The organism is Klebsiella sp. GFKo11 (assembly GCF_056490265.1).
In genome coordinates this window covers 1,496,259-1,519,987 of record NZ_CM151369.1, presented here as the reverse complement: position 1 = coordinate 1,519,987, position 23,729 = coordinate 1,496,259, and the positions used below count along the sequence as shown (strand labels likewise).

31 protein-coding genes and 2 pseudogenes are annotated in these 23,729 nt (G+C 50.3%); 7 read left to right on the top strand and 26 right to left on the bottom strand.

Translation table 11 applies throughout. From position 1 onward, the window contains the following. On the top strand, positions 1-387 hold the full coding sequence (locus tag AC07P6_RS07400) for a hypothetical protein (RefSeq protein ID WP_154905195.1): 387 nt from the start codon (positions 1-3) through the stop codon (positions 385-387). A 27-nt stretch (positions 388-414) separates the two neighbouring features. On the opposite strand, the gene AC07P6_RS07395 is transcribed toward AC07P6_RS07400, so the two are convergent. From AC07P6_RS07395 to AC07P6_RS07275, 25 genes and pseudogenes are all read right to left on the bottom strand, one after another. After that, complete coding sequence (locus tag AC07P6_RS07395) at positions 415-645, bottom strand: hypothetical protein (RefSeq protein ID WP_154905196.1); 231 nt, start codon at positions 643-645, stop codon at positions 415-417. Between the two features lie 11 nt (positions 646-656). After that, positions 657-3,044, bottom strand: a complete 2,388-nt coding sequence (locus AC07P6_RS07390) for a hypothetical protein (protein WP_177952377.1) — start codon at positions 3,042-3,044, stop codon at positions 657-659. Between the two features lie 63 nt (positions 3,045-3,107). Further along, on the bottom strand, positions 3,108-6,173 hold the full coding sequence (locus AC07P6_RS07385; protein WP_154905017.1) for a host specificity factor TipJ family phage tail protein: 3,066 nt from the start codon (positions 6,171-6,173) through the stop codon (positions 3,108-3,110). Continuing rightward, positions 6,170-6,550: a nitrite transporter gene (locus tag AC07P6_RS07380; RefSeq protein WP_116965847.1), complete on the bottom strand. Its 381-nt coding sequence runs from the start codon at positions 6,548-6,550 to the stop codon at positions 6,170-6,172. Before AC07P6_RS07380 ends, AC07P6_RS07385 begins: the two co-directional genes overlap by 4 nt. A gap of 7 nt (positions 6,551-6,557) precedes the next feature. Continuing rightward, the gene (locus AC07P6_RS07375) at positions 6,558-7,040 is read right to left on the bottom strand and encodes a DUF1833 family protein (RefSeq protein ID WP_116965848.1); all 483 of its coding nucleotides are present in this window, start codon (positions 7,038-7,040) and stop codon (positions 6,558-6,560) included. Then, positions 7,027-7,500 (bottom strand): hypothetical protein, encoded by a 474-nt coding sequence (locus AC07P6_RS07370; RefSeq protein WP_154905018.1) that lies wholly within the window; start codon positions 7,498-7,500, stop codon positions 7,027-7,029. Before AC07P6_RS07370 ends, AC07P6_RS07375 begins: the two co-directional genes overlap by 14 nt. After that, entirely contained in the window at positions 7,500-10,196 is a 2,697-nt protein-coding gene (locus AC07P6_RS07365) for a phage tail length tape measure family protein (RefSeq protein WP_154905019.1), read from the bottom strand. The genes AC07P6_RS07370 and AC07P6_RS07365 overlap by 1 nt, the downstream gene beginning before the upstream one ends. Then, positions 10,177-10,494 (bottom strand): phage tail assembly protein T, encoded by a 318-nt coding sequence (locus AC07P6_RS07360; protein WP_116965851.1) that lies wholly within the window; start codon positions 10,492-10,494, stop codon positions 10,177-10,179. The genes AC07P6_RS07365 and AC07P6_RS07360 overlap by 20 nt, the downstream gene beginning before the upstream one ends. A gap of 20 nt (positions 10,495-10,514) precedes the next feature. After that, positions 10,515-10,910, bottom strand: a complete 396-nt coding sequence (locus AC07P6_RS07355; RefSeq protein WP_154905020.1) for a phage minor tail protein domain-containing protein — start codon at positions 10,908-10,910, stop codon at positions 10,515-10,517. A 56-nt stretch (positions 10,911-10,966) separates the two neighbouring features. Further along, positions 10,967-11,437 (bottom strand): annotated as a pseudogene (locus tag AC07P6_RS07350) (phage tail tube protein); the annotation flags it as partial. Between the two features lie 7 nt (positions 11,438-11,444). After that, on the bottom strand, positions 11,445-11,837 hold the full coding sequence (gpU, locus tag AC07P6_RS07345; RefSeq protein ID WP_049091451.1) for a phage tail terminator protein: 393 nt from the start codon (positions 11,835-11,837) through the stop codon (positions 11,445-11,447). Further along, on the bottom strand, positions 11,834-12,388 hold the full coding sequence (locus AC07P6_RS07340; RefSeq protein ID WP_154905022.1) for a phage tail protein: 555 nt from the start codon (positions 12,386-12,388) through the stop codon (positions 11,834-11,836). Before AC07P6_RS07340 ends, gpU begins: the two co-directional genes overlap by 4 nt. Positions 12,389-12,390: 2 nt before the next feature. Beyond that, on the bottom strand, positions 12,391-12,744 hold the full coding sequence (locus AC07P6_RS07335; RefSeq protein WP_040228170.1) for a head-tail joining protein: 354 nt from the start codon (positions 12,742-12,744) through the stop codon (positions 12,391-12,393). A gap of 10 nt (positions 12,745-12,754) precedes the next feature. Beyond that, positions 12,755-13,174: a DNA-packaging protein FI gene (gene gpFI, locus AC07P6_RS07330; RefSeq protein ID WP_154905023.1), complete on the bottom strand. Its 420-nt coding sequence runs from the start codon at positions 13,172-13,174 to the stop codon at positions 12,755-12,757. Between the two features lie 50 nt (positions 13,175-13,224). Further along, positions 13,225-14,250, bottom strand: coding sequence for a major capsid protein (locus tag AC07P6_RS07325; RefSeq protein WP_154905024.1), 1,026 nt, complete (start codon positions 14,248-14,250; stop codon positions 13,225-13,227). 66 nt (positions 14,251-14,316) lie between these two features. Further along, on the bottom strand, positions 14,317-14,649 hold the full coding sequence (locus AC07P6_RS07320) for a head decoration protein (RefSeq protein ID WP_154905025.1): 333 nt from the start codon (positions 14,647-14,649) through the stop codon (positions 14,317-14,319). Between the two features lie 74 nt (positions 14,650-14,723). Continuing rightward, positions 14,724-15,137 (bottom strand): annotated as a pseudogene (locus AC07P6_RS07315) (DNA cytosine methyltransferase); the annotation flags it as partial. After that, positions 15,130-16,035: a phage N-6-adenine-methyltransferase gene (locus AC07P6_RS07310; protein ID WP_154905038.1), complete on the bottom strand. Its 906-nt coding sequence runs from the start codon at positions 16,033-16,035 to the stop codon at positions 15,130-15,132. The pseudogene AC07P6_RS07315 and the gene AC07P6_RS07310, both read right to left, overlap by 8 nt. Next, positions 16,032-17,192 carry a conserved phage C-terminal domain-containing protein gene (locus AC07P6_RS07305; RefSeq protein WP_154905039.1) on the bottom strand — a complete coding sequence of 387 codons (1,161 nt, stop codon included), beginning with the start codon at positions 17,190-17,192 and terminating at the stop codon, positions 16,032-16,034. The genes AC07P6_RS07310 and AC07P6_RS07305 overlap by 4 nt, the downstream gene beginning before the upstream one ends. Next, positions 17,167-17,490 (bottom strand): hypothetical protein, encoded by a 324-nt coding sequence (locus AC07P6_RS07300; RefSeq protein ID WP_154905040.1) that lies wholly within the window; start codon positions 17,488-17,490, stop codon positions 17,167-17,169. The genes AC07P6_RS07305 and AC07P6_RS07300 overlap by 26 nt, the downstream gene beginning before the upstream one ends. After that, positions 17,483-17,668 carry a DUF4222 domain-containing protein gene (locus AC07P6_RS07295; protein WP_154905041.1) on the bottom strand — a complete coding sequence of 62 codons (186 nt, stop codon included), beginning with the start codon at positions 17,666-17,668 and terminating at the stop codon, positions 17,483-17,485. The genes AC07P6_RS07300 and AC07P6_RS07295 overlap by 8 nt, the downstream gene beginning before the upstream one ends. Position 17,669: 1 nt before the next feature. Then, positions 17,670-18,389, bottom strand: a complete 720-nt coding sequence (locus tag AC07P6_RS07290; protein WP_154905042.1) for a phage antirepressor KilAC domain-containing protein — start codon at positions 18,387-18,389, stop codon at positions 17,670-17,672. Further along, positions 18,370-18,567 (bottom strand): hypothetical protein, encoded by a 198-nt coding sequence (locus AC07P6_RS07285; RefSeq protein WP_094963377.1) that lies wholly within the window; start codon positions 18,565-18,567, stop codon positions 18,370-18,372. Before AC07P6_RS07285 ends, AC07P6_RS07290 begins: the two co-directional genes overlap by 20 nt. Next, on the bottom strand, positions 18,564-19,121 hold the full coding sequence (locus tag AC07P6_RS07280; RefSeq protein ID WP_154905043.1) for a YmfL family putative regulatory protein: 558 nt from the start codon (positions 19,119-19,121) through the stop codon (positions 18,564-18,566). The genes AC07P6_RS07285 and AC07P6_RS07280 overlap by 4 nt, the downstream gene beginning before the upstream one ends. Before the next feature lie 44 nt (positions 19,122-19,165). After that, positions 19,166-19,366, bottom strand: coding sequence for a helix-turn-helix domain-containing protein (locus AC07P6_RS07275; protein ID WP_094963379.1), 201 nt, complete (start codon positions 19,364-19,366; stop codon positions 19,166-19,168). Positions 19,367-19,453: 87 nt separating this feature from the next. Between AC07P6_RS07275 and AC07P6_RS07270 the strand changes: the two genes are divergently transcribed. Both AC07P6_RS07270 and AC07P6_RS07265 read left to right on the top strand, forming a co-directional pair. Beyond that, positions 19,454-20,128 (top strand): LexA family protein, encoded by a 675-nt coding sequence (locus AC07P6_RS07270; RefSeq protein ID WP_094963380.1) that lies wholly within the window; start codon positions 19,454-19,456, stop codon positions 20,126-20,128. Between the two features lie 196 nt (positions 20,129-20,324). Next, complete coding sequence (locus AC07P6_RS07265; RefSeq protein WP_177952347.1) at positions 20,325-20,561, top strand: hypothetical protein; 237 nt, start codon at positions 20,325-20,327, stop codon at positions 20,559-20,561. Here AC07P6_RS07265 and AC07P6_RS07260 read toward each other — a convergent pair. After that, complete coding sequence (locus AC07P6_RS07260) at positions 20,533-20,772, bottom strand: hypothetical protein (RefSeq protein WP_154905044.1); 240 nt, start codon at positions 20,770-20,772, stop codon at positions 20,533-20,535. The genes AC07P6_RS07265 and AC07P6_RS07260 overlap by 29 nt on opposite strands. A 739-nt stretch (positions 20,773-21,511) precedes the next feature. Here AC07P6_RS07260 and AC07P6_RS07255 point away from each other — a divergent pair. The 4 genes from AC07P6_RS07255 to AC07P6_RS07240 all read left to right on the top strand — a co-directional run bounded on the left by AC07P6_RS07255 (position 21,512) and on the right by AC07P6_RS07240 (position 23,624). Further along, the gene (locus AC07P6_RS07255) at positions 21,512-21,883 is read left to right on the top strand and encodes a hypothetical protein (protein ID WP_004123001.1); all 372 of its coding nucleotides are present in this window, start codon (positions 21,512-21,514) and stop codon (positions 21,881-21,883) included. Positions 21,884-21,939: 56 nt separating this feature from the next. Continuing rightward, positions 21,940-22,767, top strand: a complete 828-nt coding sequence (locus tag AC07P6_RS07250; RefSeq protein WP_154905046.1) for a YfdQ family protein — start codon at positions 21,940-21,942, stop codon at positions 22,765-22,767. Between the two features lie 132 nt (positions 22,768-22,899). Continuing rightward, positions 22,900-23,427, top strand: a complete 528-nt coding sequence (locus tag AC07P6_RS07245; protein ID WP_154905047.1) for an HD family hydrolase — start codon at positions 22,900-22,902, stop codon at positions 23,425-23,427. Continuing rightward, the gene (locus AC07P6_RS07240; RefSeq protein ID WP_154905048.1) at positions 23,427-23,624 is read left to right on the top strand and encodes a hypothetical protein; all 198 of its coding nucleotides are present in this window, start codon (positions 23,427-23,429) and stop codon (positions 23,622-23,624) included. Before AC07P6_RS07245 ends, AC07P6_RS07240 begins: the two co-directional genes overlap by 1 nt. Positions 23,625-23,729: the final 105 nt, after the last annotated feature.

Here is a 23,729-nt window from a genome sequence, read left to right as displayed (position 1 = left end):
ATGAGCATTACCATCGCGAGAAAAATAACACAACAGAACTCGGCATCATCGCTGGGTTTTCAGATTGAAGAGGCTGAAGATACTGTTTACGTAACTTATACCGCAAAATCAATCGTCTTTGTTTCTGGTGACATAGCCACGGTTGAGTTTGAAGTGTCGGTGGCAGGGTACGAACAGATCGGTATTCGCCATATTGATTGCCCATATTCAGGTGAAAATACACTTGATGAAGCAGAAGCGGCTCTCAAACTGAAAATTGAAGAATCCGCAACAGCCGAGGCCGAAACCGCAGCGAATGAGAAACTTATTGCCGAGCAAATGGTGCTGGCCGAGGAAATGGCGAAAGCTGTTGAGGAGGCCCTGAAAAACAATCAAGTATCAGAATAAATATCCCGCCAGTAATGGCGGGAGTTCTTACAAAACAACAACCGTGTAATGCTTCAGCGTCGGGTCGATGAAATCATCGCCGTCTTCATTATCGTTTGTCGCCGGGTTTTCCATTTCTCTTTTCTGCGTGATATACCAGTCGGCCGTTTCGACAATATGAGCGGTGTTATCGGTGCTGAATGACAAATACTCTTCATCGTCACGCCTTGTTGCGGTGACTTCATACAACCCGTCCCTGACCAGATAAACGTAATACATATTTTATTTCCTCATGTATTGGGGTGCATGTTGTCGAACCAGTAAACAGGAAGTTCCAGCTCAATTTCCCCGGTAAACCCGTAAATTTTAAATCCGGCGTTAGATGTCACTGAGCCTAAAAAGTAATTCGGCACCTTGAGCGGCGGGGTTGAGATGAAATCATCCTTCGTTAAATCGATATAACTTTTGGTCAGTATCGTATTCAGGACATCAATCTCATCACCGAGAACCTGAGAACGGACATTTTCTGTCTGCGTGACCACTGAGTTAGCAACGGTTATCGTCGGATTGCCCAGCGGACGAATGACCGCCTGAACCTTCACCTCACCCACCGCGTTTTTGCATTTAATCGCGCACATCGCTGACAGGTAGTTGGTGTTTCTCGGGAACTGGATTTCGGTCGCCTGATACAGGTAGAGGACATCCGTTGCTGAGGTCATGCTGATTTTGACAGGGATTAATCCATCAGTATCCGCAGCACCAAAGACCGCCGTGGCTCCACCCTGAGTGAAAATCCAGTGGTAGGCGCTGGCCGCACTGGCGGTGGCTTTTGTCGTCGGCAGCGATGCACCTGCCGCCCCGGTAAACTGGTACACCGGGTTGAGAGCGTATTTACCCACGCCATAACCGTAACCCGGCAACCATTTATAGGTATCGCTGTTTTTGTGCTGAATAATAACAACCGCAGCGTTCTCTGCCCCCGTCCACGAACCATACTTGCTGTTGCACATGTAACCGGCAGGGCCTGCGCCCATATCCACATCACGGAATTCCGCAACAACGCCGCGATATGTCGCCCCGTAAATGACGTCCCTGATGCCACGATAAGTTACGCCGATGCGTCGGGAGTCCGTTAGCCCGCCAATCATCAGAAAACGACACTGGCCACCGGAACCCTCTTTGACGGGCTGGTTTATCAGCATCTCGTCATAGCCTTCGAAATGGCTGTTTGTGAACATGAACGAACCGGATGCATTAGGGCCAAAGCGGAAAGCATCACGGCGGGCATAATCATTACTGATGTTGTCAAAATAAATCGCTGGTCCGTTGCTGTTAACGTGGATATTGTCTTCGGTGCTGTTAGACAGGACGCAGTTATTCAGCCACCACCGCTCACCGGCATTAAGTGCTGTGGCATTTGGCTGATACAGGCCATAGGTGTTTGCATAAGCGTTGCAGTTTTCAAAGCCCACCATGTAGGTGTCGTAATTGCCGAATGTCAGACCGCCCGTGCAGTTGAACACCCGAACGTTACGTATAACGGTATCCCTGACGTTAAGGTATGCAGTCCCATCCGGGCGACGTGACCGATTACCCAGAATGACGCCGTGAGGGGTGTAATCCTCGCCGCCGCCTTTGATATAGAGAAAGCTGCGTGGGTTGATAGCAAAGCCGCCCTGGTCAGCCGCTCCCTCGTTGTAGCTGTTACCCAGCCCGCCACGTAATCCCTCAAATTCATTGCTGCACAGTATCGCTACATCATCGACAGCACGTGAAAAATCCCAGAACTGAAGCGTAAGCGGAACCAGTTCGACCAGCGCAGCGCAGAAGTGCACGCCTTCCGTCATTATGTACTCAGTAGCCCCGCCAGAATCAACCAGACCAGGAACAAGAATGGTCGCCTTCCTGTCATTAATCCGGCTGGCAGCAATAGCCTTAGCAACTATCCAGGCGTTTATTTTATGAATGCACTGCGCGAGGTTATTTTCAGAGGGAGAGTATCCCGCCAGAAATACGTTATACCCCTCGGATACATCCGCTTTCCATCTTGCGCCGTTCGGCGTCACAAATACCGAAAATCCATTTTCTTCCGATGTGGTATCCGTCGCATCGTAATACAGCCTTTCATTCAAAGCGGGGCCATCGTTCACAGCCCGAAACAGGATTATCTCCTGCCCGTGGTATTCCGGTTCAATGCTTCTCAGGGCATCCAGCGTGGCACACTTTCCCACCAGTTTCTGGCCGTCGCCTGAACCCAGGTTTGAGCGAAGAGCCGCATCACCAATATTCGACCATTTCCCTGCCGGGTTTTCAGCCGACCACACGCCGCCATCATTCTCTGGAGAATCTCCGGCAATGACGTGCTCAAGCTCTCCAAGGTATTTGTACCAGGAGCCGTTAAAACTCACGATTTGATTGCGGTTCTGAACCGTCAGGCCTATGGCCCAGTCCCCCAACTCCTGCCAGCCGATAGACGCAACTGCCTGCTCACCACGACTGGTGATATAGGCGATGAACCGACTGAAGATCATCTCCATTCCGTACCATGTACGACGAAGTGCACCGAAACGATCCGGCAATGACTCCTTTTCTTTATCACTAACTAACTTGTCAAGGATAACGACGTTCTTCAGCAAAACCTCAGGGGATGTCGAGCCAAGCTTTTCGTTGTCGGCCATACATTGTGCTCCAAAATGAAAAACCCGCCGAATGAGGCGGGTGAAAGAATACTTTAGAGAAAGTTAAGCGACGTCGCCGGGGTAGGTGGCGTCGTCGTAGGCGTAGAATTCGTCACGATATTGTCGAGCAGTTACTTCGCATGTTCCGTCATCCTGCGGGGAGACCTCGGCCACTATCGCGTGATACACATCTTTTTCTGAGCTACAAAAAATAAGTCTTGGCGGTTCTATAAAGGGATCACCAATCAGGATATCGTCAAATTGAGCCTGATGCGGTACTGCCACCTGATAATCTCCGCCGGGCGATGCACTCAGCAAGCCAGACGCCGTGCCGTCCTGATACCGGATATACACCCGGGGATTTTCAAATGACCAGTCAAGCTTCTCGGTGACGGTGAACGTCGTCAGACCATCAGTTGTAGACATCGCATCAATAAGACACGAAATGGTGTTGTTGCCGGGAATATCATCTGTCAGAACGATGCGATCGCCCACGCTGTAACACAACGCATCCATTTCCGTTGTGGTCTTGTGAACCAGGCGCTGCATGCGGTATTTCATCAGTCTGCGCATGCCTATCTGATAAGCGCGATCCTCTTCCCCTACGCCATCCAGCGTATAGTCTTCAACTTTAACGGGAGTCGGATTACCTGGTGTACGACACTGAACGGTTTCCTCTGCCCATGTGGTGCTGTTGATATAAGTGACGTCCACGCCGTCGTAATCATCATCGTTTGGAGCAGTGAAATCCGTCTGAAGCTCTTCCACCATTTCGTGCGGCGTGATGGCGCCAACCCACGGTTTCACGCCTTCCCTGCCGACTGATGCGAGCCCCTGGGTATTCAGCATGAAATACGACTTTCCCGCGTTCGCGATTTTTTGCAGCATTTCCAGCGCCGACATACTATCGCTGGTTGCAAAATCGAATGTTTCTCCACCAGGTGTCCAGTACGCGCTTTCAAGCGCATCAATTGCTGCGGTATCCATTTCCAGTCCCAGAGACCGACCAACGTGATACAGTGCGCCGGAGATGCTGCGTGGCAATGCTGAGTCATAAATCCCCGTGGCCACAACGTTCACGCGGCGATCGGACTGCGCCGCCAGCTTACCACCCGTCTCGACCGTAGCTCCCATCAGAGTGACACCGGCGTAAGATGATGGACGCGCCAGTAACCTCCCGCGCAACGCCTGCCAGTACATAGCGTCACGGGCGTTATTACTTCCCTGCTCATTACGACGTCGGCAACGAACCTCTACAAGCCCCGTTGTTGACAGTTCAAATCGTTCTGTGAACCCCAGCCCATTGACGTTTTGCAGAGCATAAACACCCTCCTTGCTTGTCCACCCAGTACCGGAACCATATACCCGGTACTGAATCTCCCATTCACAATGGCGCGTCCTTTTATTCCCTTTTTTATCAAAACCGCAAATACCCGACGGGAAAGCAAAGTTGATCTCAAATGCATCAACAACTTCATTTTCAGGACAAACAAGGAAAGGCCCCATCCAGGTATCGTTGTCATTGATTCCGGTGGCCTGATAATCAATCATTGTCCGCACTGAGAATCCTGACCAGGCTGGATCAATAACACCATCAATCACACGCTGAACGGTTGCCGATGTGCCATCCGACTCAACTATCCGGTACTCGTTACCCCGATGGGCCAGAGACAAACGTTGTGTACCTTCCGGTATCCCCAAAAAGGCTGCACCAGAAGCGCTACCATAGGCAAGCCTGACATTTGCAGTGATCGCCGGGCTTCCGCCGCTGGAGGCTGACCCCGTAGTAAATGAAGGGTTGTCACCGAACGCAGAAACGGGTAGTGCGGAGGATGTAATGTCACCACCTTTCCACGGGCTAGATTTCTCAACTATCCGAACGATACCGCCATCATCATGAGCAACGAGTCCTGATCCGGTAAGCCCTTCGTTTATGGCAGCAAGAAGCCCTGACATATTCAGATAATCGGCCACCAGCGAGACCGTGAACGTTGCAGCGTGCCAGGTGATATCAAATGTCTGCCCTGTCACGGAAAAATCATACGTTGTCGGCGAAGCGTTTCCGCGTAAAATCGCCGAGCTACCACCAGTTCCGGGAACTGCATCCTGTCCGGGGGTATAGACTGCGATAACCAGATCATATTTTGCGCCGCCAATCTCAAGCGTGACGGGCATGCCGGATACAGGATTGATTTCCGCCAACGTATCGCTGGCCAGCACGCTATAACCCGATGATGTTGAAACCAGGTAATTAGCAGGTGCAATGATGGTCACAATGGTTCCATCTACCCACGATTCCGGCAAGGCGTTACCTTCATCCTCATCATCGTTATCATCATCAAGCCCGTTGAAACTCACCGTAGCGCCAGCGACCGTCATGCTGTCAGCGTTGATATCGGAAGAATCGGGAGCTGTCTGGGCCATATCAAGGCCGCTACCGCTGGATGTACCGCCGACCTCGGTCGAATTAAACCAGTTTTCACTGCGGCGATCCGCAGAGACATCCGCTCCGGGAGGGTAAACGTCGTAAGTGAATGAATCACCTAGTGCGCTGATTGGCGTGGCACCTACGCGAATATCGCCATTGGTGAATGCAAAATTTCCCATTCCCAGACAAACCATCATCTCCACCGTCATGCGGGTGGGATCATCAGGGTTATATCGGGTTACGGGCTGTACAACATAATCGGGATAGATGCGCGCCCGACCAAACAATTCACGAATCGGGTCGCCAAGTTTTGCCTGGTTGGCTTTTGCCGGGTTGAGATCAAGGGAAGTCCCGTTACTGGACGAATACCCCCCCTTATCCATTTGCGACATCATCACGATGGCATAAATAGCCGATGCCGCCGCGACCGCTGCCGCAACCCAGGTAGCAATCACTGTGGCAGAAACCCCCTCACCGGGTACGGGAAAAACGCTCACATCACTGTCGGAATAAATGACGCAGAAAGGCCACTCCTGCGGTGTTATCGCTCGCCCATTTACCTCAAAAGCAACACGCTGCTGCATGTCGAGACGATAGTTGTCTACGTTTTCCGACATCCATTCATGCACCGTCATCGTGCGGTGCTCATGCCTTTCGAGCGGTTCGCCCGGCAACCTGGACGGGTATACACGAATAGTCACTGGTAATACTCCACTTTCAGATACTGCTTCTCAAAGCGCGTCAACGGCAGGATCGTCACGTTGCGACGGGGATTGCATTCCAGCACATACAGCATACTGTTCAACTCAACCACCACACCGAGATGACCAATCATTCCCCCGATATAACAGGCAGCCACGGCACCGGCACAGGGATCACAGCACGCTACGTTTTCACGGAAATGGGTGCAGGCAGCGTGCATCTCATTACCCTCTTTAATCACGCCTTCAAACACTGGCCACTCAGGTAAGCCGAGGTCTCGACGTACTTCATGAACAACCCCGTAGCAGTCGAGGACAGGAAAGACGCGTCCGCCCATTTGCCAGCGGACAGCCAGGTACTTATCAATGTTCAGCATGGGATACCTATCGGGTGTAACGGAGGCCAGGGAAATATGGTAGAGTGAAGCGGTTGCGCGGCCAGGCATAATCAAGAACGTTTTTGAATCCCGCGGTGATATTGACCACAATTGCTGTCCAAGAGCCCCCTTTTACAGGCATAACGGAGGGCGGCTCAGCGGGACCGGAAAGGTCTGTTGAAATGTATTGCCGGAAAATGATCGTGGATTCATTCAGTTCATCAACGGCATCTCGAATAGCTTTAGAGACCACGCCGTCGATATTGCATAAAGAAAATTTAAGATCCTGCGTCCCGTCTTCATTTCTGGCAGGAAGCGAAAACGATATTGCACATGCCAGAAAAGTGACGGTATTGCCACCTTCGGTTGTGGCCGTTATGTCCTCATAACCTTCACACAGGTAATAATACTGGTCACCTATATTAATCTGCAGAGTGCCGATGATAACTTCAGACCCTGAGGAAGCATAAAGTCGGTTAATTACTGTCATGCTTAGGCCATTCCTTATTGAGGGCGATATCCAGAAGAGACTGCCCAACCAGCCATTCAGGGTAATTACCCCAACCAACTGGAGCGAGTGGTCGCTCTCTCAACTCAATGGTCGCGGAATAACGCCACAGGCCAGGCTTAATAAATGAGGGTCCTTTATAAATCCCTATAAATCGACATTTAAATAATTTCACACCAACCGGGGTTTTGCATTTCATGTAAAACCATGCTGCCCCGTCTGCTAAAACATCTCTGAACCATGCTTCAAAAACCTGAGCATGCGTATCGGTTTTAAACTGCCATACAACCGTGTTATTAGTTGGTACAGATGTATATTTTCTGCGCTGTCTGGCAAGACCTCCTACCCTGTCGGTACGTGTTATTGTTTCCGCTGGCTCAAACCCATAGCCATCATATGCCGGACCGGGTATATAATCATGAGGATAATAAATATCGGTCATTATTTTATACGCCTCCGGGGATATATTGATTTAAGCGAACGCCCATAATTCTCAGTGGGATTTATTACCTGAGAAGTCATATACTGCTTCATTCTTTTTTCAGAGGCACGCATCTGCTGATTCACCATTTGCATGGTGGTATCATCCGGTTTCCCTGTGAAGGTATTATGGAATTCTGCAACAATTGTCCGGCCACTTGCTGCTCTTTGCTGACGAACCTGGTCTAATGTGGCATCCAGTTTTGCCGATGTGCCAGCTGTAGTTACCCGCTCTCCCTTTTTCAATAACCAGGTTCCGGTCTCTGGGATTTTATCGATACCATCGTGGGCCATGCCCGCCAATGCTGAAGCAGATATAGCAGCAACAAGAGGAGCAGTGACGCCGGCAGCAGCTGCCAGCGCAGCAGGAGCAAGACCAGGGCCAACAATTGGAATGGCTGCGGTAGAGGCATATGCCGCAAGTTGGGCCTGAAGCGCTGTTGCCTGAGCATTAGCTATCATCGGAGCAACAGCTGTTGCCTGAGTTGTTTTTCCAACCAGGAGCTGAATACCCTGATAAACCAGCCACTGTGCAGCCATCTGGGCCAGAGTCTGAATAACAGTCTTACCAAAACCTTCAACCATATTGCTAAGGGCATCGCCAGCATCTTCAGACTGGGTGGCTAGATCATATAACCCCTGCTGGAGATTACTCGTTACTCCACTCAATGCAGTATTAGTCGTTTCCGCAGCAATCTGGTTATAGTTGGTGGCCATATCAGCGTAGTTTTGCCAGGAGGACTCAACACCTGCCAGCCAGTTACCCCGCATTTCATCCTGAGCGGAATAGTATCCTTCCAGTGCTTCCAGTTCCTTTTTATAACCTTCATCATCCAGGTTTCCTCCCTGATTCTGCCAGCCCTGGCGAAGTTGCGCTCTTTCAAGATTACGTTGACTGTCCTTGTCACCCAGACCAGCACTATCTGTCAGTGCCGCTGTTTTTTCCTGCATCTGGGTAATATATTTTAATGAGTTATCCTGAAGTTTATTTAAGCGCTCCTGAGCGACAATCTGATCGCCGAGTTTTGCATTGACTTCAGCCTGCGCCAGAACTTTATCCTTGCTGGCGAGTAAAGATTGCTCATCCTTACTGAGCGTTCTGGTTTTGGATGCCTCCTCAAGCACTGAGAAATCTGCCTCAAGTTTCCAGAGTTTTTTCCGCTCCAAACTGATTGTATCGTTCAGTTCTTTATGCTGCTGCAACACTTTTAGCTCGGACATCAGTTGCAGGGTTTCAACGTTCGTCTGGTCGGAGGAACGATCACCAGCGGAGACCTTGAAACCTTTTGATTTAGGCGTTTTTTTTAAGGATGCCTCATATTCTTTTTTGGCTGCAGCCATATTGATGGCGTAATCGGCTTGAAGAATATGCCCTTCTTTCAGCGCATTATTTAATTCATTCTGACGGGAAGTATATTTTTCAAGCGCGGTCTGCGATTTAGCATAATTTGCCTGTGCCTGGGCTGCATATTTCTGTTTATCAGACTCTGCCTCTGCTTCCTTTTCTGCCGCAGCCACACTGGCTTTGGCAATACCAGCCTGCTGCTGCGCCATATCAAGGGCCAGACGGGCCGACTCCCGGTCGCTCCAGAATCGGGCTCTGGCTTCATCGTTTACATAACGGTCATTTTTCCTGAGATTCCATATTTCATCAGCCCGTTTAAAAGCAGCCTCTGCCTTACTTGCTATCTCACCAGCGGTATCTGGTCGACCGAGATCGAGTGCAGCATCCCACATGGATTTAAACGCGCGTTTTAACGAATAAGCTGAACGCTCAATCGTACCCATGTTATCTATCAGGCTCTGAGTCTGTGTATCAAAGCCCTTTGTCGCTGCCTCATTTGCCGCCTGCAAAGCGGCGGCTTCATCTCCTGAACGCTGTAACTGAGCAACGTAATCAATCTGCTCGGCTGTTACGTTATGAAACTGTTGAGCCATCGCAATCAGGCCCGAGGTAGGATCATTCGCCAGTTTACCGAATGCTTCTGCAACCTTCTCAACCGGGACACCTGAGACAGCAGTAAACCTCGCTACTGACTGGCTTAATTCATCAAAACGTGCACCAGCGCCGACCCCCGCATTAATTAATGCCGTCAGGGAATCACTGGTTTGATCAAAGGTAAGTCCGGCCTGTTGACCCGATTTTGCCAGTGCCAACATTCTGTCGGTAGTCAGGCCCGCAGAATTGCCAGATAATGTCAGCGTTTTATTGAAATCTGAAAGGGTTGACGATCCGTTATAATAGATATACCCCATCCCCGCACCTGCCGCGGTCAATGCGGTGATACCCAGCGCCAGAGGGGTTACTGACCCCAGCAAGGCACGAAAGGTCGGGACCAGCCCCCCAAAGGAATCCTTGACCTGCCCGCCCTGTTGCAACATGATTAGCCAGGGGCTCTGGCCACCAGCCAGCTGAGTGGCGACGTCCGTGAACTGCGCAGGCAACATGCGCATCGCATTTTTATACTGCCCGATTGAGATACCAGCACGCTTAGCAGCGCGCTCCTGACGTGAAAAAGCTGCCGTAACCTGTGCTGAACTGTCGTTTGCTGCCCTGCCTAACCCGCTCAGTTGCTTATTGAGATGAGCAACTTCCTCATCAAATTTTGCGCTATCACCATCAATTTTAACGACCAGATCACCCACTGGCTGGGACATAGCGAACTCCTCCGGGAATGCTCTCGGCTATTGACATAAGCTGTTCGTCAGAAACGTCCTCGCTTTCTTCCCTGGCTGTTGCAAGCAAACTAAAATCGGGGGCGGAAATACCGTGTTTGTCTGGATCAGTGAAAAGACTGACGGCGAGGTAGCTTAAATTTGCGAAATGGGAATCAAGCAGATCGTCGCTGAAGCAACGCTCCTGGTAATATTCAATCCATTCGAACCATTCAGAGGAGGACATTTCCGAAAGCATGGCGCGCCAGTCAGGCCGACCAAACTCTCTGGCTAAGCGCATAGCAAAGCGACGTGAGCGGGTCAGGACTTTTCCAGATCCGGCGCATCCTCTTCTATAGTCTCTTCAGTTTCATTAATGACAGGAGGGACCATCCCTGAAAGCATACGGACCATTAAGGCCGCGCTACCCAGTAATCCTGGCGGATATTTGCGTATAATTTCCGGAAAGATCTCTTTCCCCTCGCGCGGTTCGTCATCTGCCTCACTCAAGGATAAAGCAACAAGCATGGCCTGATCGCGCATAGTCAATAAGGTAGCAATTTTAAAATTTTCATCAGGTGGAAGCCCATCAGTCGGTAATGATTTTCGCTCTTCAACCATGAACTCAATATATGTCATACGACTGAAGGCAGATAATTCAAAAAGATGAATATTCTCGCCATCTGGGTTTAATGTATCTTTCTTAAGATAAGTCATTATATTGCTCCGGCGCGGTGCCATAGCACCGCCATAGAAATATATTAAGGATTAACAGAAGAATTATCTTCAGCCAGGGACGGTTTACCTTTATTGGTAATCTGAGCGCTACGGGTAATAACTTCATTTCGTGCAATGGTTTTACCCAGACTATTTACCCAACCAGTAAAAACATCTACTGCGCCATTTGGGTATTTAATCTTATATGCTTTTTCATCGCCACTCATGAACCAGTCAACAAGATCCTGCTGGCCAGACTCACCTGGTTTCCATGCCAGTGTGACGCTTGTTTGCCCGGCAGACTTAACGCCCTGAGCAGTTGAATCCCAGTCAGGCGCATCATCATCGATATAGGAATCATCATATGATTCAGCCGTCAGTTCGCCAGGTGTTATCTCCTTAATTTTAGCCGTCCGGGTCCAGCCTACGTCACTAAGAGGATCTTCGTAAGCATCACCTGTTCCGGTATAAATCCAGAAAGTAGTGCCGGCGCCTTTCGTGGGTGTTGTTGGTGTAGGTATTGCCATTAGTGCCTCACATTTCGTAAGTAATTGAGTATTTTAGATCCGCCGAACTCCATGCGACCAATTCTTCATCCCGCTGGTAATCAAAACCATCGGGAGAAATGGTTTCCAGTAGTACAGAAAGGGACTGAACGTTCCCCATTACTGGATAAATTTTCGACTCCATCCACATATCGAGTTCAGAATCAGGCACTTGCCCTGGAAGAAACACTTCGACATGCAATGTTGCCTCCCAGATATCGCCATCAACTTCTCTGTCAGTTGCCCGCGCATCTGTGAGATAAACCGCCACAGCAGGGAAATCTTGCTCATCAAATAATGCCGGGCGACCGTCAAACAGAGCATTCGCATCAATACTGCTCAGGGCATCAATAACTGCATTACGAATATCTGAATGTTTCATCGTTTCACTATCAGCCTTATCTGGTTGCGCAGTGCATACTGCATTTCTTTGGGCATATCAGATTGCATCAACGCTGGAACTGCATTTTTAAATGCAGTAGTTAAGGGAGTGGTAAGAGGGATTTTGACAACATCAATTGGGTAGCGTGACTTTGACTCGCGTTGCATCACGTGCCAGCGACCATTATCCAACTGCTGAATGAATGCTCCAGGAAACCGAAAACGACCTACATGTAAAACACTTCTCACCCCTCGTTTATCGCGTTTTCTCCGCGACAATCTCACGCTGGCAGGCCCCAATTTAATGGCCGGCAGGTTTCCGCGATTTACTCTGATAATAGCCTGCGGCTTTCTGGAAGTTGCTTTGCGTAATCGCGCTCGACCGCGAACAAGTTTCCGTGGAATTTTCGTATCCTTTGTAACTACGGATACACTTTTGCTTATGGCTCGTCCGGCAATACGGTTGATCGCCTGGGATGTCGCTCGCGGAACTGCGGTTTTGCTTATCTCACTAAGTCGTAATTTCAGCTCTGCCAGCCCCTGAATAGACATGTCTATCCCCTCCTGTTACTGGCAGGTGGTGTACCTGTCCCCAGCCAGATATAACGGCTTCCGCAATCATCCGGACTTAAGCGATCAACCCAGTATGTGGCGTTATTAACGATCAGCAAATCGAAGCGTTTTAACTCGCTGACGGCTACTGATTTAACAAATAGTGAAGGACTGGTCCCCTCTATCCTGACCCCATTTCCTGCATAGCCGATATTTTCGGGATCGTCGAAAACACCAGAAATATCACTTCCCTTATAAAAACCCGAGGTTACCCTGGCTACTACGGCCATCTTTTCGAGGATAATTTCATCAGCCAGAGATATTGCTGCATCGAAAATATTATTGAAATCGGTCATGTCCGCTCCGCTATGGTTCGACAGCCAGCCCCAGTGCAATCAACTCTTCTGCATCCCCGGCGCTGACACGAACGGTAGTTCCAGGCAAAACAAGACTAACCTTTTCATTTTTTACGGCGTGCAACGCTTCGAGGTGTAATGTCGCGCGCGTTTTCACCGCGACCAGATCACCAGATGCGGATTGTGTTTCCTGGGGCGCCGGAGTTAATGCGTTACCCTGCGCGGGGCGATCCTTCCCCTCACCACCGGATGCCGTATTGCCGGTAGCAGTTTCATTGCCGTCGCCACCATCGTCGGCATCATCCCCAATCTCCTCTTCCAGCTCAGCAATGCGGAGTGCCAGTTCTTCTTTTGATCCTGTCAGGCTCACATCACGGTTCAGCATGATGCTCAGCTCTCGGAGGCGGGCGATCAACTCTTCTTTGGTCATCACAGTTTCCCCTTTGTAAGAAAGGCCCCGAAGGGCCGTGGTCAGGTTCGTTAGGCCAGTTTTACGGAGACGAACTCATCCGGATCAGCCAGCAACATCAGCGGTGCTGACTGAATCATGGTGAACTCGCGTGCAGGGTCTCCTGTCTGAACCCAGTTTTTTGGGTAGCGGGTTGAAGCGTTAATACCTTCGCGCTGGGCGTCTGCATCAAGGATGCAACCATAGGTGCGCAGACCACGGGCCAGGGTGTTACCCAGTACCATAGACAGGTCCGGCAGAGCATTTTTTTTGACGTCATTTTCAACGAGCTGACCGGCATAAACCACAATGGCTACATCGCCATACATGCCCTTATAAGAAACAGCTTTACCCAGGTCTTTCAGAGCAGTTTCCAGCTCCGAATTCGAGCCACGGCGAGTATCCAGCTTCTCCTTAACGGCATCGAAAGAGCGGAACAGTGCCCAGCCCTTCGGATCGAACACGATAATATTGATCGTACCGCTGGCGTTGAGAGCATAGGCTTCAATGTCATCGGTCGGATCATAGGTTTTTTTATCGCGGCCAGACCATGCTGCCGCCCCCGCCTGAATGATGTTATTGCCGGCACTTCGCCCCATATCCACTTCGACTGGCTCAAATGCTTCTCCACTCATGGTGTATTTCCCATAGAGCACAGCTTCAATTGCTTGCTTCTCTTCGACCTGTGCAATCGCCAGCTCCTCATCTTTCATGTTCTGAAGAATGATGCGGCGACGGCGATAAGCAGGGTCTGCCAGATTCTGTGGATCTTCATCAGGCAGGCGGCGGAGGGTCATTTGTGGATTAACTTCGTGTTTTGGCTTCACATAGCCCGGGGTAAATTCTGACGTGCTGCCGCCACGGGAACGAATTACTTTCCCTGAGACAATCGGCGACACATACAACGCCATGTTGACCAGGCCTGGAATTTGCGACAGGTAGACCTTCTCTGTCGTGAAGGGATAACTTTCACGAAAGAAGATACGCAGGAAAAGCGGATCGAATTTGAATTTCTTCTCATTGACCGCCAGCAGTTGGGCTGTTGTATAAACTGACATAGATTTTTCCCATAAAAAAACCGCATATGCGGCTTTTACGAATAATGATGGTGGTAAAGGATTCGGTTAAACGATGCTGACAGCGGTACCAGCAAACGCATTACGTTTAATACTGTCGTCAGTGACCGCATCCGGCCAGAGAACATCTTCAATACGGAAGGACCCGGATTTATAAAAGGTAAGTTCTGTGCTGTTCTGATCGGCTGCAACCGCCAGAATTCCGCATGCTGCTCCGGCATGCTCGCCGTCCCATACAACCAGTTTGCCAGCTGTCGCCTCCAGCATTAACGGAGTCATTGCAGGTGTTGCCGCTGCCAGCGCGCCAGAGCCATATGCGGTATGGGCAGGATCGCTATTACCCAGCGGCTGGTAGTGAGTAAATTCTTCAGTGTTAGCCATGTGAGCCTCTTAAACAGGGGTATTCATCAAATCATCAGTTTCGCTGGCAGCCGGTGCTCCGGAAGCCAGCGTATCCGCGCTGGATCCGGACGCGCCTCATCCTCCAGCAATGGACCCCATGTCTTGAACTCTTCTACGTTTTCCAACATTACAACGCGCGGACGCTTCGCCAGAGCCCAGCGGACGACAATCCACGCGAGACCGCGAATCTCTTTCTTAACAGGCTTAGCGCCCTTCGCTTTTGAGAAATGCCTACAGTCTGGGCTAAACCACGCGAGAGCGACAGGATTACCGCCGGTCGCCGCGACCGGATCCACATCAAACACCGACTCACAGTAATGGAGGGTGTCAGGGTGATTGGTTTTATGCATGGCGATCGCGTTCTCGTCGTGGTTAATCGCGATATCAACGCTACGCCCTATCGCCAGCTCAATCCCTGTGGACGCGCCACCGCCACCAGCAAAATTATCGACAATAATCTCACGCATGAGCGGCCCCCTGCATACTCCCTACCAAGCCACCAGCAACGGTGATGATCTCGCTGGTGGGCATGCGCTCCAGCCACAAATGGTTAATGTGGGCCTTTAGCTTGTTCTGCTGGGACAACTCCAGATCCTCAGCGCCTTCAACCTGATTGAACACCAGCCCAACTTCCAGTGGCCATATCCGGGATTCAGCTTCAGCCAATGCAGTAAATACCGCATCGGGGATAACAACTTCAGGCTCCGGTACTGGCGGTACTGATGACAGGAACCTCCCCGCAGCAAACTCTGCCAGCGCCATAAATGCGCGCCCTTTCGCTTCCAGCTCGGTACGGTGGATATAGCTGAAACGCTCGCCGCGCCAGGACTTATCAAATACAACAATGGCACCAGCAAAAAATGCGCTGGTGGGATTTTGCTTATCATCAGCAGGAATAAACCACGTAGGCAGATCGAAACCAATCCTCCCGCGAATGAACACAATGTGATCGGCATCTTCCGGCCACCAGGTTTCGCTAGGTGCAGCCTTGAGCAGGAAGACATAGCGCCCGCCTTTCTCACGCTGTGCAGCAGCGTACTTCATGATGTGAGTCATGCCGGTGACCGCCTGCTTTTCGTGGTACTGAGAACGGCTATACGGTGGGTTACCAAAGCCTGCTCCGCCAAGTTCTTCAAGCCGAGCGGACCAATCCTGCATCAGCGCATTATCCTCAGCGGTATACCATGCCGGGCATTTTGCGTTGCTGTCGTCGGCAAACAGATCCAACACCAGTGGGCCAAACATAGCGTTAACGCCCCAGAACAGCAGATCCGGCGTCCGCCATTGATCGCCAACCTCTTTTAAATAATGCGCTTTCTGGGCACGCAGTTGCGCCAGTGCCTGGCTGTAAGGACTAAGATTCATGCAGCTCCTCCGTTCTTGGCCACTACAGACCAGATATTGTTCCATCCAAACTGAGCCAGACCATGGTCATGTCCCTTTGCTTTCAGACCATCGCGATCGGCCCTAGCCCGGACTTGTACCTCAATTTCGCTCTTCGGCTCGTTGTCAGCCTCAAGGTCGTGGTAACGGCGCCAGGCAAGGTCACGCGCAGAGATATCAACGCCAGCATCCTGGCTGTAGCTGTTAGGAAGTTCGGACTGCTTTTTACTTTTTCCCCAATCTTCACGCTTAGGCCTGCCCTTCTGGTTCCAGCGGGTACCGCTTTGCAGGTAACCCTCGAATTTCTTCGGCCCGAACAGCGTTTCAGGGCGCATGTACTGGTACTGCTCGTCATTGGTGCGCCAGTGCTCATGCTTAAAGTCGATAACCAACTGCAGATCGCTGACGCTGTAACCGTCACGTAAGCGTCCTCGGATGTTCTCCAGAGAAGTTTTTGATTTTTGGTAGCGCGAACCGCTTACCCGGTTCAGATGGGTTAACACCTCAATCGCGTTATCGGTAATTACGACTTCAGGGTCGGGTTGCACAGCAACCGGACAAGGGGGTTTTAAATTACCCTGTGTATTCTCCTGAGTAGTCTCTGTGTAATCTCCTGTAGGAAAGATTGTGGGATCCCCACATGCTTGTTCGGGGGAATCCCCCATACTTGTTTGCGGCATTTCCACATTCTTGTTTGCGGCATCACCGCAATCTAGTTTGCGGGATTGCACCAATCCAGATTGCGGCGTTTCCACATTCTGGACATCCCGCAATCTGGATTTCTCCTTGGTAACCTTCTTCGCTGGCTTCGCCGTTTCAATGAGCAGGGCTTCCAGGCGTTCAGCATTGATGCGGTAATGCATGGTTGCCGGAACACCGCGGCGGGCTTCCTCCAGAACACCAAGCGCTACCAGTCGTTTGCGCGCAGTCTCTTGCTCATCGCGAGTAAGCGCCGTTTCACTGGAAATATCAGCCTGCGTTTTGTACATCCAGCCGCCATCCATGCGGTTATGCCAGTAGACCATCTGGGAAAGAAACACAGCAGCAACCGGGCCTGCTTTGATTTTCCCGGCTTTCAGCTTTGCAAAGGCCGGGTTATAAGCGATCGGACGGTCAAGTAGTTGAATCAGTGCGCTCATGGGCCCTCCGTAGCTCATCGGGTACGGTGATTACATACCCGCTACACGCTTCACCGAATTGCATCCCATAATTGCATTTTGCGATAAATCCATTCTCAAGCAGGAAAGTCACTGCATCAGTAAAATCAGAAGAAGTGCAGCAACAAATCTTGATAAACGTACTGTCTGAAATGAGTTTTTCCTTCCCACCGTCACCGCTTCCACTAATTTGGATATAAACCATGATCAACCGGTGAAGCGGCGTGTCGAAAGGGAAATCAAAAGCAATATTGTCAGCAGAAAAATGTTGGTTAGTCATCGTTATCTATCCTTTTGAATCTTGAGCGGAAAACAATTAGCGGCGCGACACATTCCCAATCGTATCCGGGCCGGCGATATATCACTCGCTGACCAACAACGTCATAACCAGTGACGTTGACAATGATACCGTGGCTATCCCGGTAATATCGGTTCAGGGGGTGAATATGCTCTGTCACGTTAGCCCCCCATCAATTCGGAGGCGTAACGCTCAGCGATCCACTGGACACCCCTCGGGGTTACGCGGGTTTGGGTATAGGCATGACCAAAATCCGAAGTGCCTGTTTTGACGGTAAACAAACCTTCACGCTGGCGCAGGGCATGGGGAAGCAAATTGCCAGACTGCCGAAACAGTACTTTGTCGCGCAAGAGAGCGTCGATCATCGCCTTTTCTGGCATGTTGAGGATCTTCGCCGTCTCACGCAGACTTTTGGCGCCCCCGGCTTCAACATATTGATTGACGAACGCGACTTTCGGAGCATCCTGCTGGACCTTGTGAGACAGGCGCGCATTCTGCTCAGCCATATCGGCAGCCAGACGAAGCGCCTCCGGCAGCGTTTGTGGGATAGCATTAGCGTTATCTTCCAACTCACGCAGGCGACGGATAATCTTCATGCGAAGTACCGCGCTGTAACCAGTGATCAGGCATTCAGTATGCTCACGATCGAGGCGATACTCGCGGTACTTCTGGCCGTTCTGGGGGTGTGTCCAAAGTTGGATATACCCCTCGGGGCTCTCTCCTAACTGTTTCAGCATCGCCTCAATATCCCGGCAAACATGTCCATGTTGCTTTTCGGTCAGCCCAGCAATCTCACGGCTGCTCATGGTTACGCTGCCAACGCTAAAGGCAGGGACAGAAACAGCGGATGAAACCGGGAGATTATTTATCCATTGCGCCATTCTGCTTACCTCCTCGTGAAATGAAGTCCCCCACAGCCCACTCTGTAAAACTGTGGTTAACCTGGGCCCATCCACCCGGTATTCTTACGGCATAGCAATACGCAATAACTCCTTTACCACCGCGAACTGGTAACGCGCGAAGTTGCGATCGCTGATTATTTGCGGTTAAATTGCTCATGCGGATTTCTCCATACACATTGATTTATTCGCCACGACGCCCGGAGCTGCACACTCGCGGGCGTCACTCTTTTCTGGCTGGCAAAAGACACGGAAAAGCAATGTCAAATGCTCCTGCCATTTCGCCATAACCTGATAACTGTTCTCCTCGATTTGCTCGCGTTCGGCCTGGTCAATAACACCGTCAGCTGTAGCTTTACGGAGATACTGTGAGTGCTTGCCGATCCACTCGATAGACTCCATCAGGCGTTGGTTAATATCGGCGTTGTCCACATCCTCAATATCTGCGAGAGGAACGAAAACCCCGTTTGAATGACGCGCTATCGCATTGGCTATATGATTTGACCCAGCAGCCCGCTGTAGGACCATTGCCCAGCCGAGTGGAAAAATCTGATCTCCATCGGCACGTAAGCGGTTAAACAATGCGTTTTCAGTAACACCCAGCCACTCAGCTGCTTCTACATAACCTCCGTCCAAATCAGTGATCGTTTTTTTGATCGCAGCCACCAGCCAAGACGGCTGCTTATCAACTTTCCATTCAGGTTCTATACCCACGGCTTGCCCCTTACTTCTGTGGTTAACGCTGTTAAAACCAAATGTTATTGTTTGGAATAGATATCCGGTCGAAGATCAAACTTGGTGATCGCACCGGATGTGTTTTTTTCCAATTTTTTTGCCAGATCAAATCCGGCTTTTTTGTAGCCGTTAAAAACTAAACGCAGATAACCGGGTGTAGAGCCAACGTTTGCAGCTAAATTGCTCTGTTGCTCTTTAGTTAATGAATCCCAGAACTCTTTCATATATGTACCTCCTGTGTACATATTACACGAAAGAAATGAACCTTCAAGGTACTTGTACCTTTGAGGTACACACTGTTTAATTTCAATATGAAAACAATCCAGGAAATCAGGCGGTTAAACGCCAGAAAATTGCGTGATGGTGTTGGCGGTAATATTTACTTCGCCAATATGATTGATCGCGAGCCGACTCAAACTAGTCGGTTCATGGGAGATGGCGCCACAAAGAACATCGGCGATGCAATGGCAAGACACATTGAAAAGTGTTTTGACTTACCTACTGGGTGGTTAGATCAGGAACATCAAACCACTAATGTCGCTAAAAACCCCGATGTCTCTGATACAAATAGAAATATCACCATGGTTCCAGTTATATCCTGGGTACAAGCAGGAGCATGGACCGAAGTTGGCTATGCTGAGGTTGATTTGAATAGCACTGAAAACTATCCATGCCCTGTTCCCTGTGGGCCGATGACTTATATTCTTCGTGTCATTGGCGACTCAATGATCGACGAATATAGGCCAGGTGATATGATTTTTGTTGATCCCGAAGTTCCAGCAGTACATGGAGATGATGTAATCGCCTTAATGCACGATTCTGGCGAGACTACATTTAAACGTTTGATTGAAGATGCAGGACAACGCTATCTAAAAGCACTGAACTCAAACTGGCCGGAACCTTACATCAAAATCAATGGTAATTGCTCTATAATTGGTACCGTAATTTTTTCCGGTAAACCAAGACGATACCGAACGAAAACATAACAAAGACTATTAAACCTGCTTCGGCGGGTTTTTTTACACTTGACAATGTACCCCATAGGTACATAATGTACCTAAAAGAAACAGCGAACAGGCAGGACGCCCACGAAGTAGCCGCCGGTGGCGTACGAATGACCGGATGATTCGCAAGCTATTAACTTTTACTAGAGGTTCACGATGGATGAAAACAAGTTAAAGCATGTCATCGCTCTATTGCTGGAGCGATGCAAAGCGAGTTCAGCAAATCGAACCTAACGCAGGCACAGAATCACGCATTTTGCTTGCACAGTTAGCGCTAAAAGGTACTGAGCAGTACGCAAATGGTAAGAAGCGCCTCAACGGCAAAGAGATTGTTGAGGCAATCCTTGCGCGAAGAAAAGAATCATCTCAGCGCGATTATGAGCAGCTTAAAACGGCTCTGTTGGATCACTTCTGAGCGGGTCTAATAGCTTGATAGTTCGCAAATATGTTTCTCGTTTTTTTGGTGATAGATCCGGATTTTCAAAAAGCTCACGGAAATAGGCAATAGAGTTTTCAAGTTCTTCGGCATGCGGACCGCCAATCTCAGTGATTGAGGTAGCCAATCTGGATATAGCTAACTCAATAGCTTCAAGTCTGGCATGGAGAAGATCGGCAACATTATTCATTTCAGATGATCCTGGCTGTGTGAGAAGCAACCAAGATACCACCGAGCCTGACGTGGTGAAAAGACAGGCGCTTATAACTCAGCCAATCACATTAAGCATCACCAGAGTGCTTAGCGGGACTGGATGACTTACTACTTCAAGACGGTCCATAAATGTCCTACGAAGTAGCGACTCCGCTCCGATAACAGCGGCAGACGTTCAACTGTGAAAACGGTGAGATGCCAGCACTCTCGACGGCAGTGACGGCGGGAAGTAGACCGCTGACGGCTGGGAAAGGCCAGCACACAACGATGAGGGCATTGACGAGCAAGGCACAGAGTCTGGTTCGATTCCAGACGCCAGGATAGTTCTATTTCTGGTGATGGGCAGGGAAAAGGTCCGTTCGATTCGGACACCGGCAGTGCCCTCTTCGTTGTGGTAATTGCGGCTATGCGCACGTGACGAGCCAAACCCGTTCAATGAATGCGTTTCCGGGCAGTGTACGTCGCCGGTTATGGCTTAACCCGGCAGGTGGAGGCACCACCGCCACAACTTTAATAACTGTGCTGTGTGTAGTCTTGGCGGTGCCAGTTCCCCTTTGTTTCTGGTACCGCCCTTTTTACTCAACACACAAGAGCATCACCGGATGACGGGCTCATTACCCAATCCACCCGGGCGGCTTCTCAACCGCAGGTGCTCTTCTGTGTTGTGTACGGAGAAATTCCCGGCGGTGGCAGCCGCCTTTCGAGAGGGTAAAACCATGAGTAATGATCGCATGACAGTCGTGCCCGATTTCCTGGGCGAACTGGACGCCGGCGTATTCATGAACAAGATTGCGGCGGCTCTAAATACCACCGCGCTCGGCGTTCTGAACAACGGCAACAAAGGCAAGGTAGTCCTCACCTTTGATTTTGAGCGTATGGGCAACTCTGTCGAAGAGAAGCGCGTCAAGATTAAGCACAAGCTGAACTACAGCACCCCAACTCCCCGCGGCAAAGCGTCGGAAGAGGACACCACCGAAACACCAATGTGGGTTAACAAAGGCGGCAAGCTCACTATCCTGCAGGAGGATCAAGGGCAACTCTTCGGTATTACCGGCACGGTGGACGGAAAGCTTAAAGCGGCTCAGTGATCCGCAAGCACAAATTCACTGATACCACTTCGCTAATCAGTTAATAAGGAATTTTTATGTCTCAGTTAGACAGCGGTACTTTTCAGCAAGTTAAAGACCTGGTGCTTTCCGGTTATCACCTGAACGATATCCACGGCCTGGCCTGCCCGACCGCCCTGCTACCTCAGAATACCAGCGTTGAAAGTCTGGAGCGTTATTCTCTTGAGCGTTTCCGTTTCCGCGGCGCCATGGATACAACCAGCATTGACGATTTCGTTCGCTATTCCGTTGGTTATGCCAAGGAAGATGATAAAGCACGTTGCTTTATTGATGCCGATAACATGCTGGCCCGTTCTATCTTCAATATCGGCACGCTGGATAACCCAGGTCATGCTGACAACGTCGCCTCGATCAAGCTCAAGAAGACAGCACCATTCCGCGCGTTACTGGCGATCAATGGCGATCACCTTAATCAGAAGCAAATCGCTGAGTGGCTGGAAGACTGGAGCGACTATCTACTGGCCTTTGATGCTGACGGCAACACGATGACGATCGCCCAAGCAGCGCAGGCTGTTCGCCGCGTCACTATTCAACAGGCAACCCAAGCCGATCATGAAGATAGCGACTTTAGTGGCAAAAAATCTCTGATGCAAAGTATCGAAGCCAGCAGCAAGGAGGTTATGCCAGTGGCGTTCGAGTTTAAATGCGTACCGTATGAAGGTCTTGGCGAACGTCGTTTCAGTCTGCGCAACAGCCTGCTGAAAAGTAGCGACCCGGTATTTGTTCTGCGCATTGTCCAGCTTGAGGCGCAGGAGGAAGCGATCGCCAATGAGTTCCGTGACCTGCTTGTTGGCAAGTTCGACGGCAAGCCAGTGGATACCTTTATCGGCAACTTCAAAGCCTGATTGCTCTCCATTAAATCCCCGGCGCCGCGGGGATTTATTAAAGCGTAATCCTGCAATTTATCGCCATCTGGCGAGGGATTCCTATACCCAAAAAACAGCGCTGTGCAGAGCGCAATTAAATGGAGAAATACAATGAGCTTTATTCAAACGTTCACTGGCAAACACTTTAACTATCTCGATATCCAGCAGGATGCCATCGAGATAGAAGATATCGCGAACGCTCTCTCGAATATCTGCCGCTTTGCAGGCCATCTGCCTGAGTTCTATAGCGTAGCGCAGCACAGTGTTTTAACGAGCAACCTTGTGCCGCAGGAGTTTGCGCTCGAAGCGCTGCTGCACGACGCCGCCGAGGCTTATTTGCAGGATATCCCAGCACCGCTTAAACGCCTGCTCCCGGACTACCGCGCCATTGAGGATCGGGTTGATGCCGCTATTCGCCAAAAATTCGGCCTTCCTACTGAGCAACACCCGACCGTGAAGTATGCCGACCTTGTGATGCTGGCCAGCGAACGTCGCGACTTTGAGATCGACGACGGCACCCACTGGCCGATGCTCGACGGCATTATTCCCACAGACCAATTTGTAATTAATCCCGTCCGCCCTGGTCAGTCTTACGGCATGTTCATGAACCGTTTTAACCAGCTGATGGAGCGGCGCTAATGGCACACGTGAAAGTGAAAGAATTGGTTGCTGCAGCGTATGCTGCGGCACCTGACCTACCACCAGCAGCAGCCCAATTGATGCAAGACATAGCATCAAGGCTGGATGTGACCTTTATCGCCCTTACAGAAGCGATGGACCAGAACACAGCGCTGTCGGCTGAAATAAAAAGGTTATGCGGAGTAATCAAAAAATGAACGAAGAAACTGATTACCGCGGGTTCTGGCGTGCTGCCGTTGTGAGCTGTGTACTTTGCATCATCTTATTCTGGCTCCCGGCAATCATCATTTCAGCTTACTACT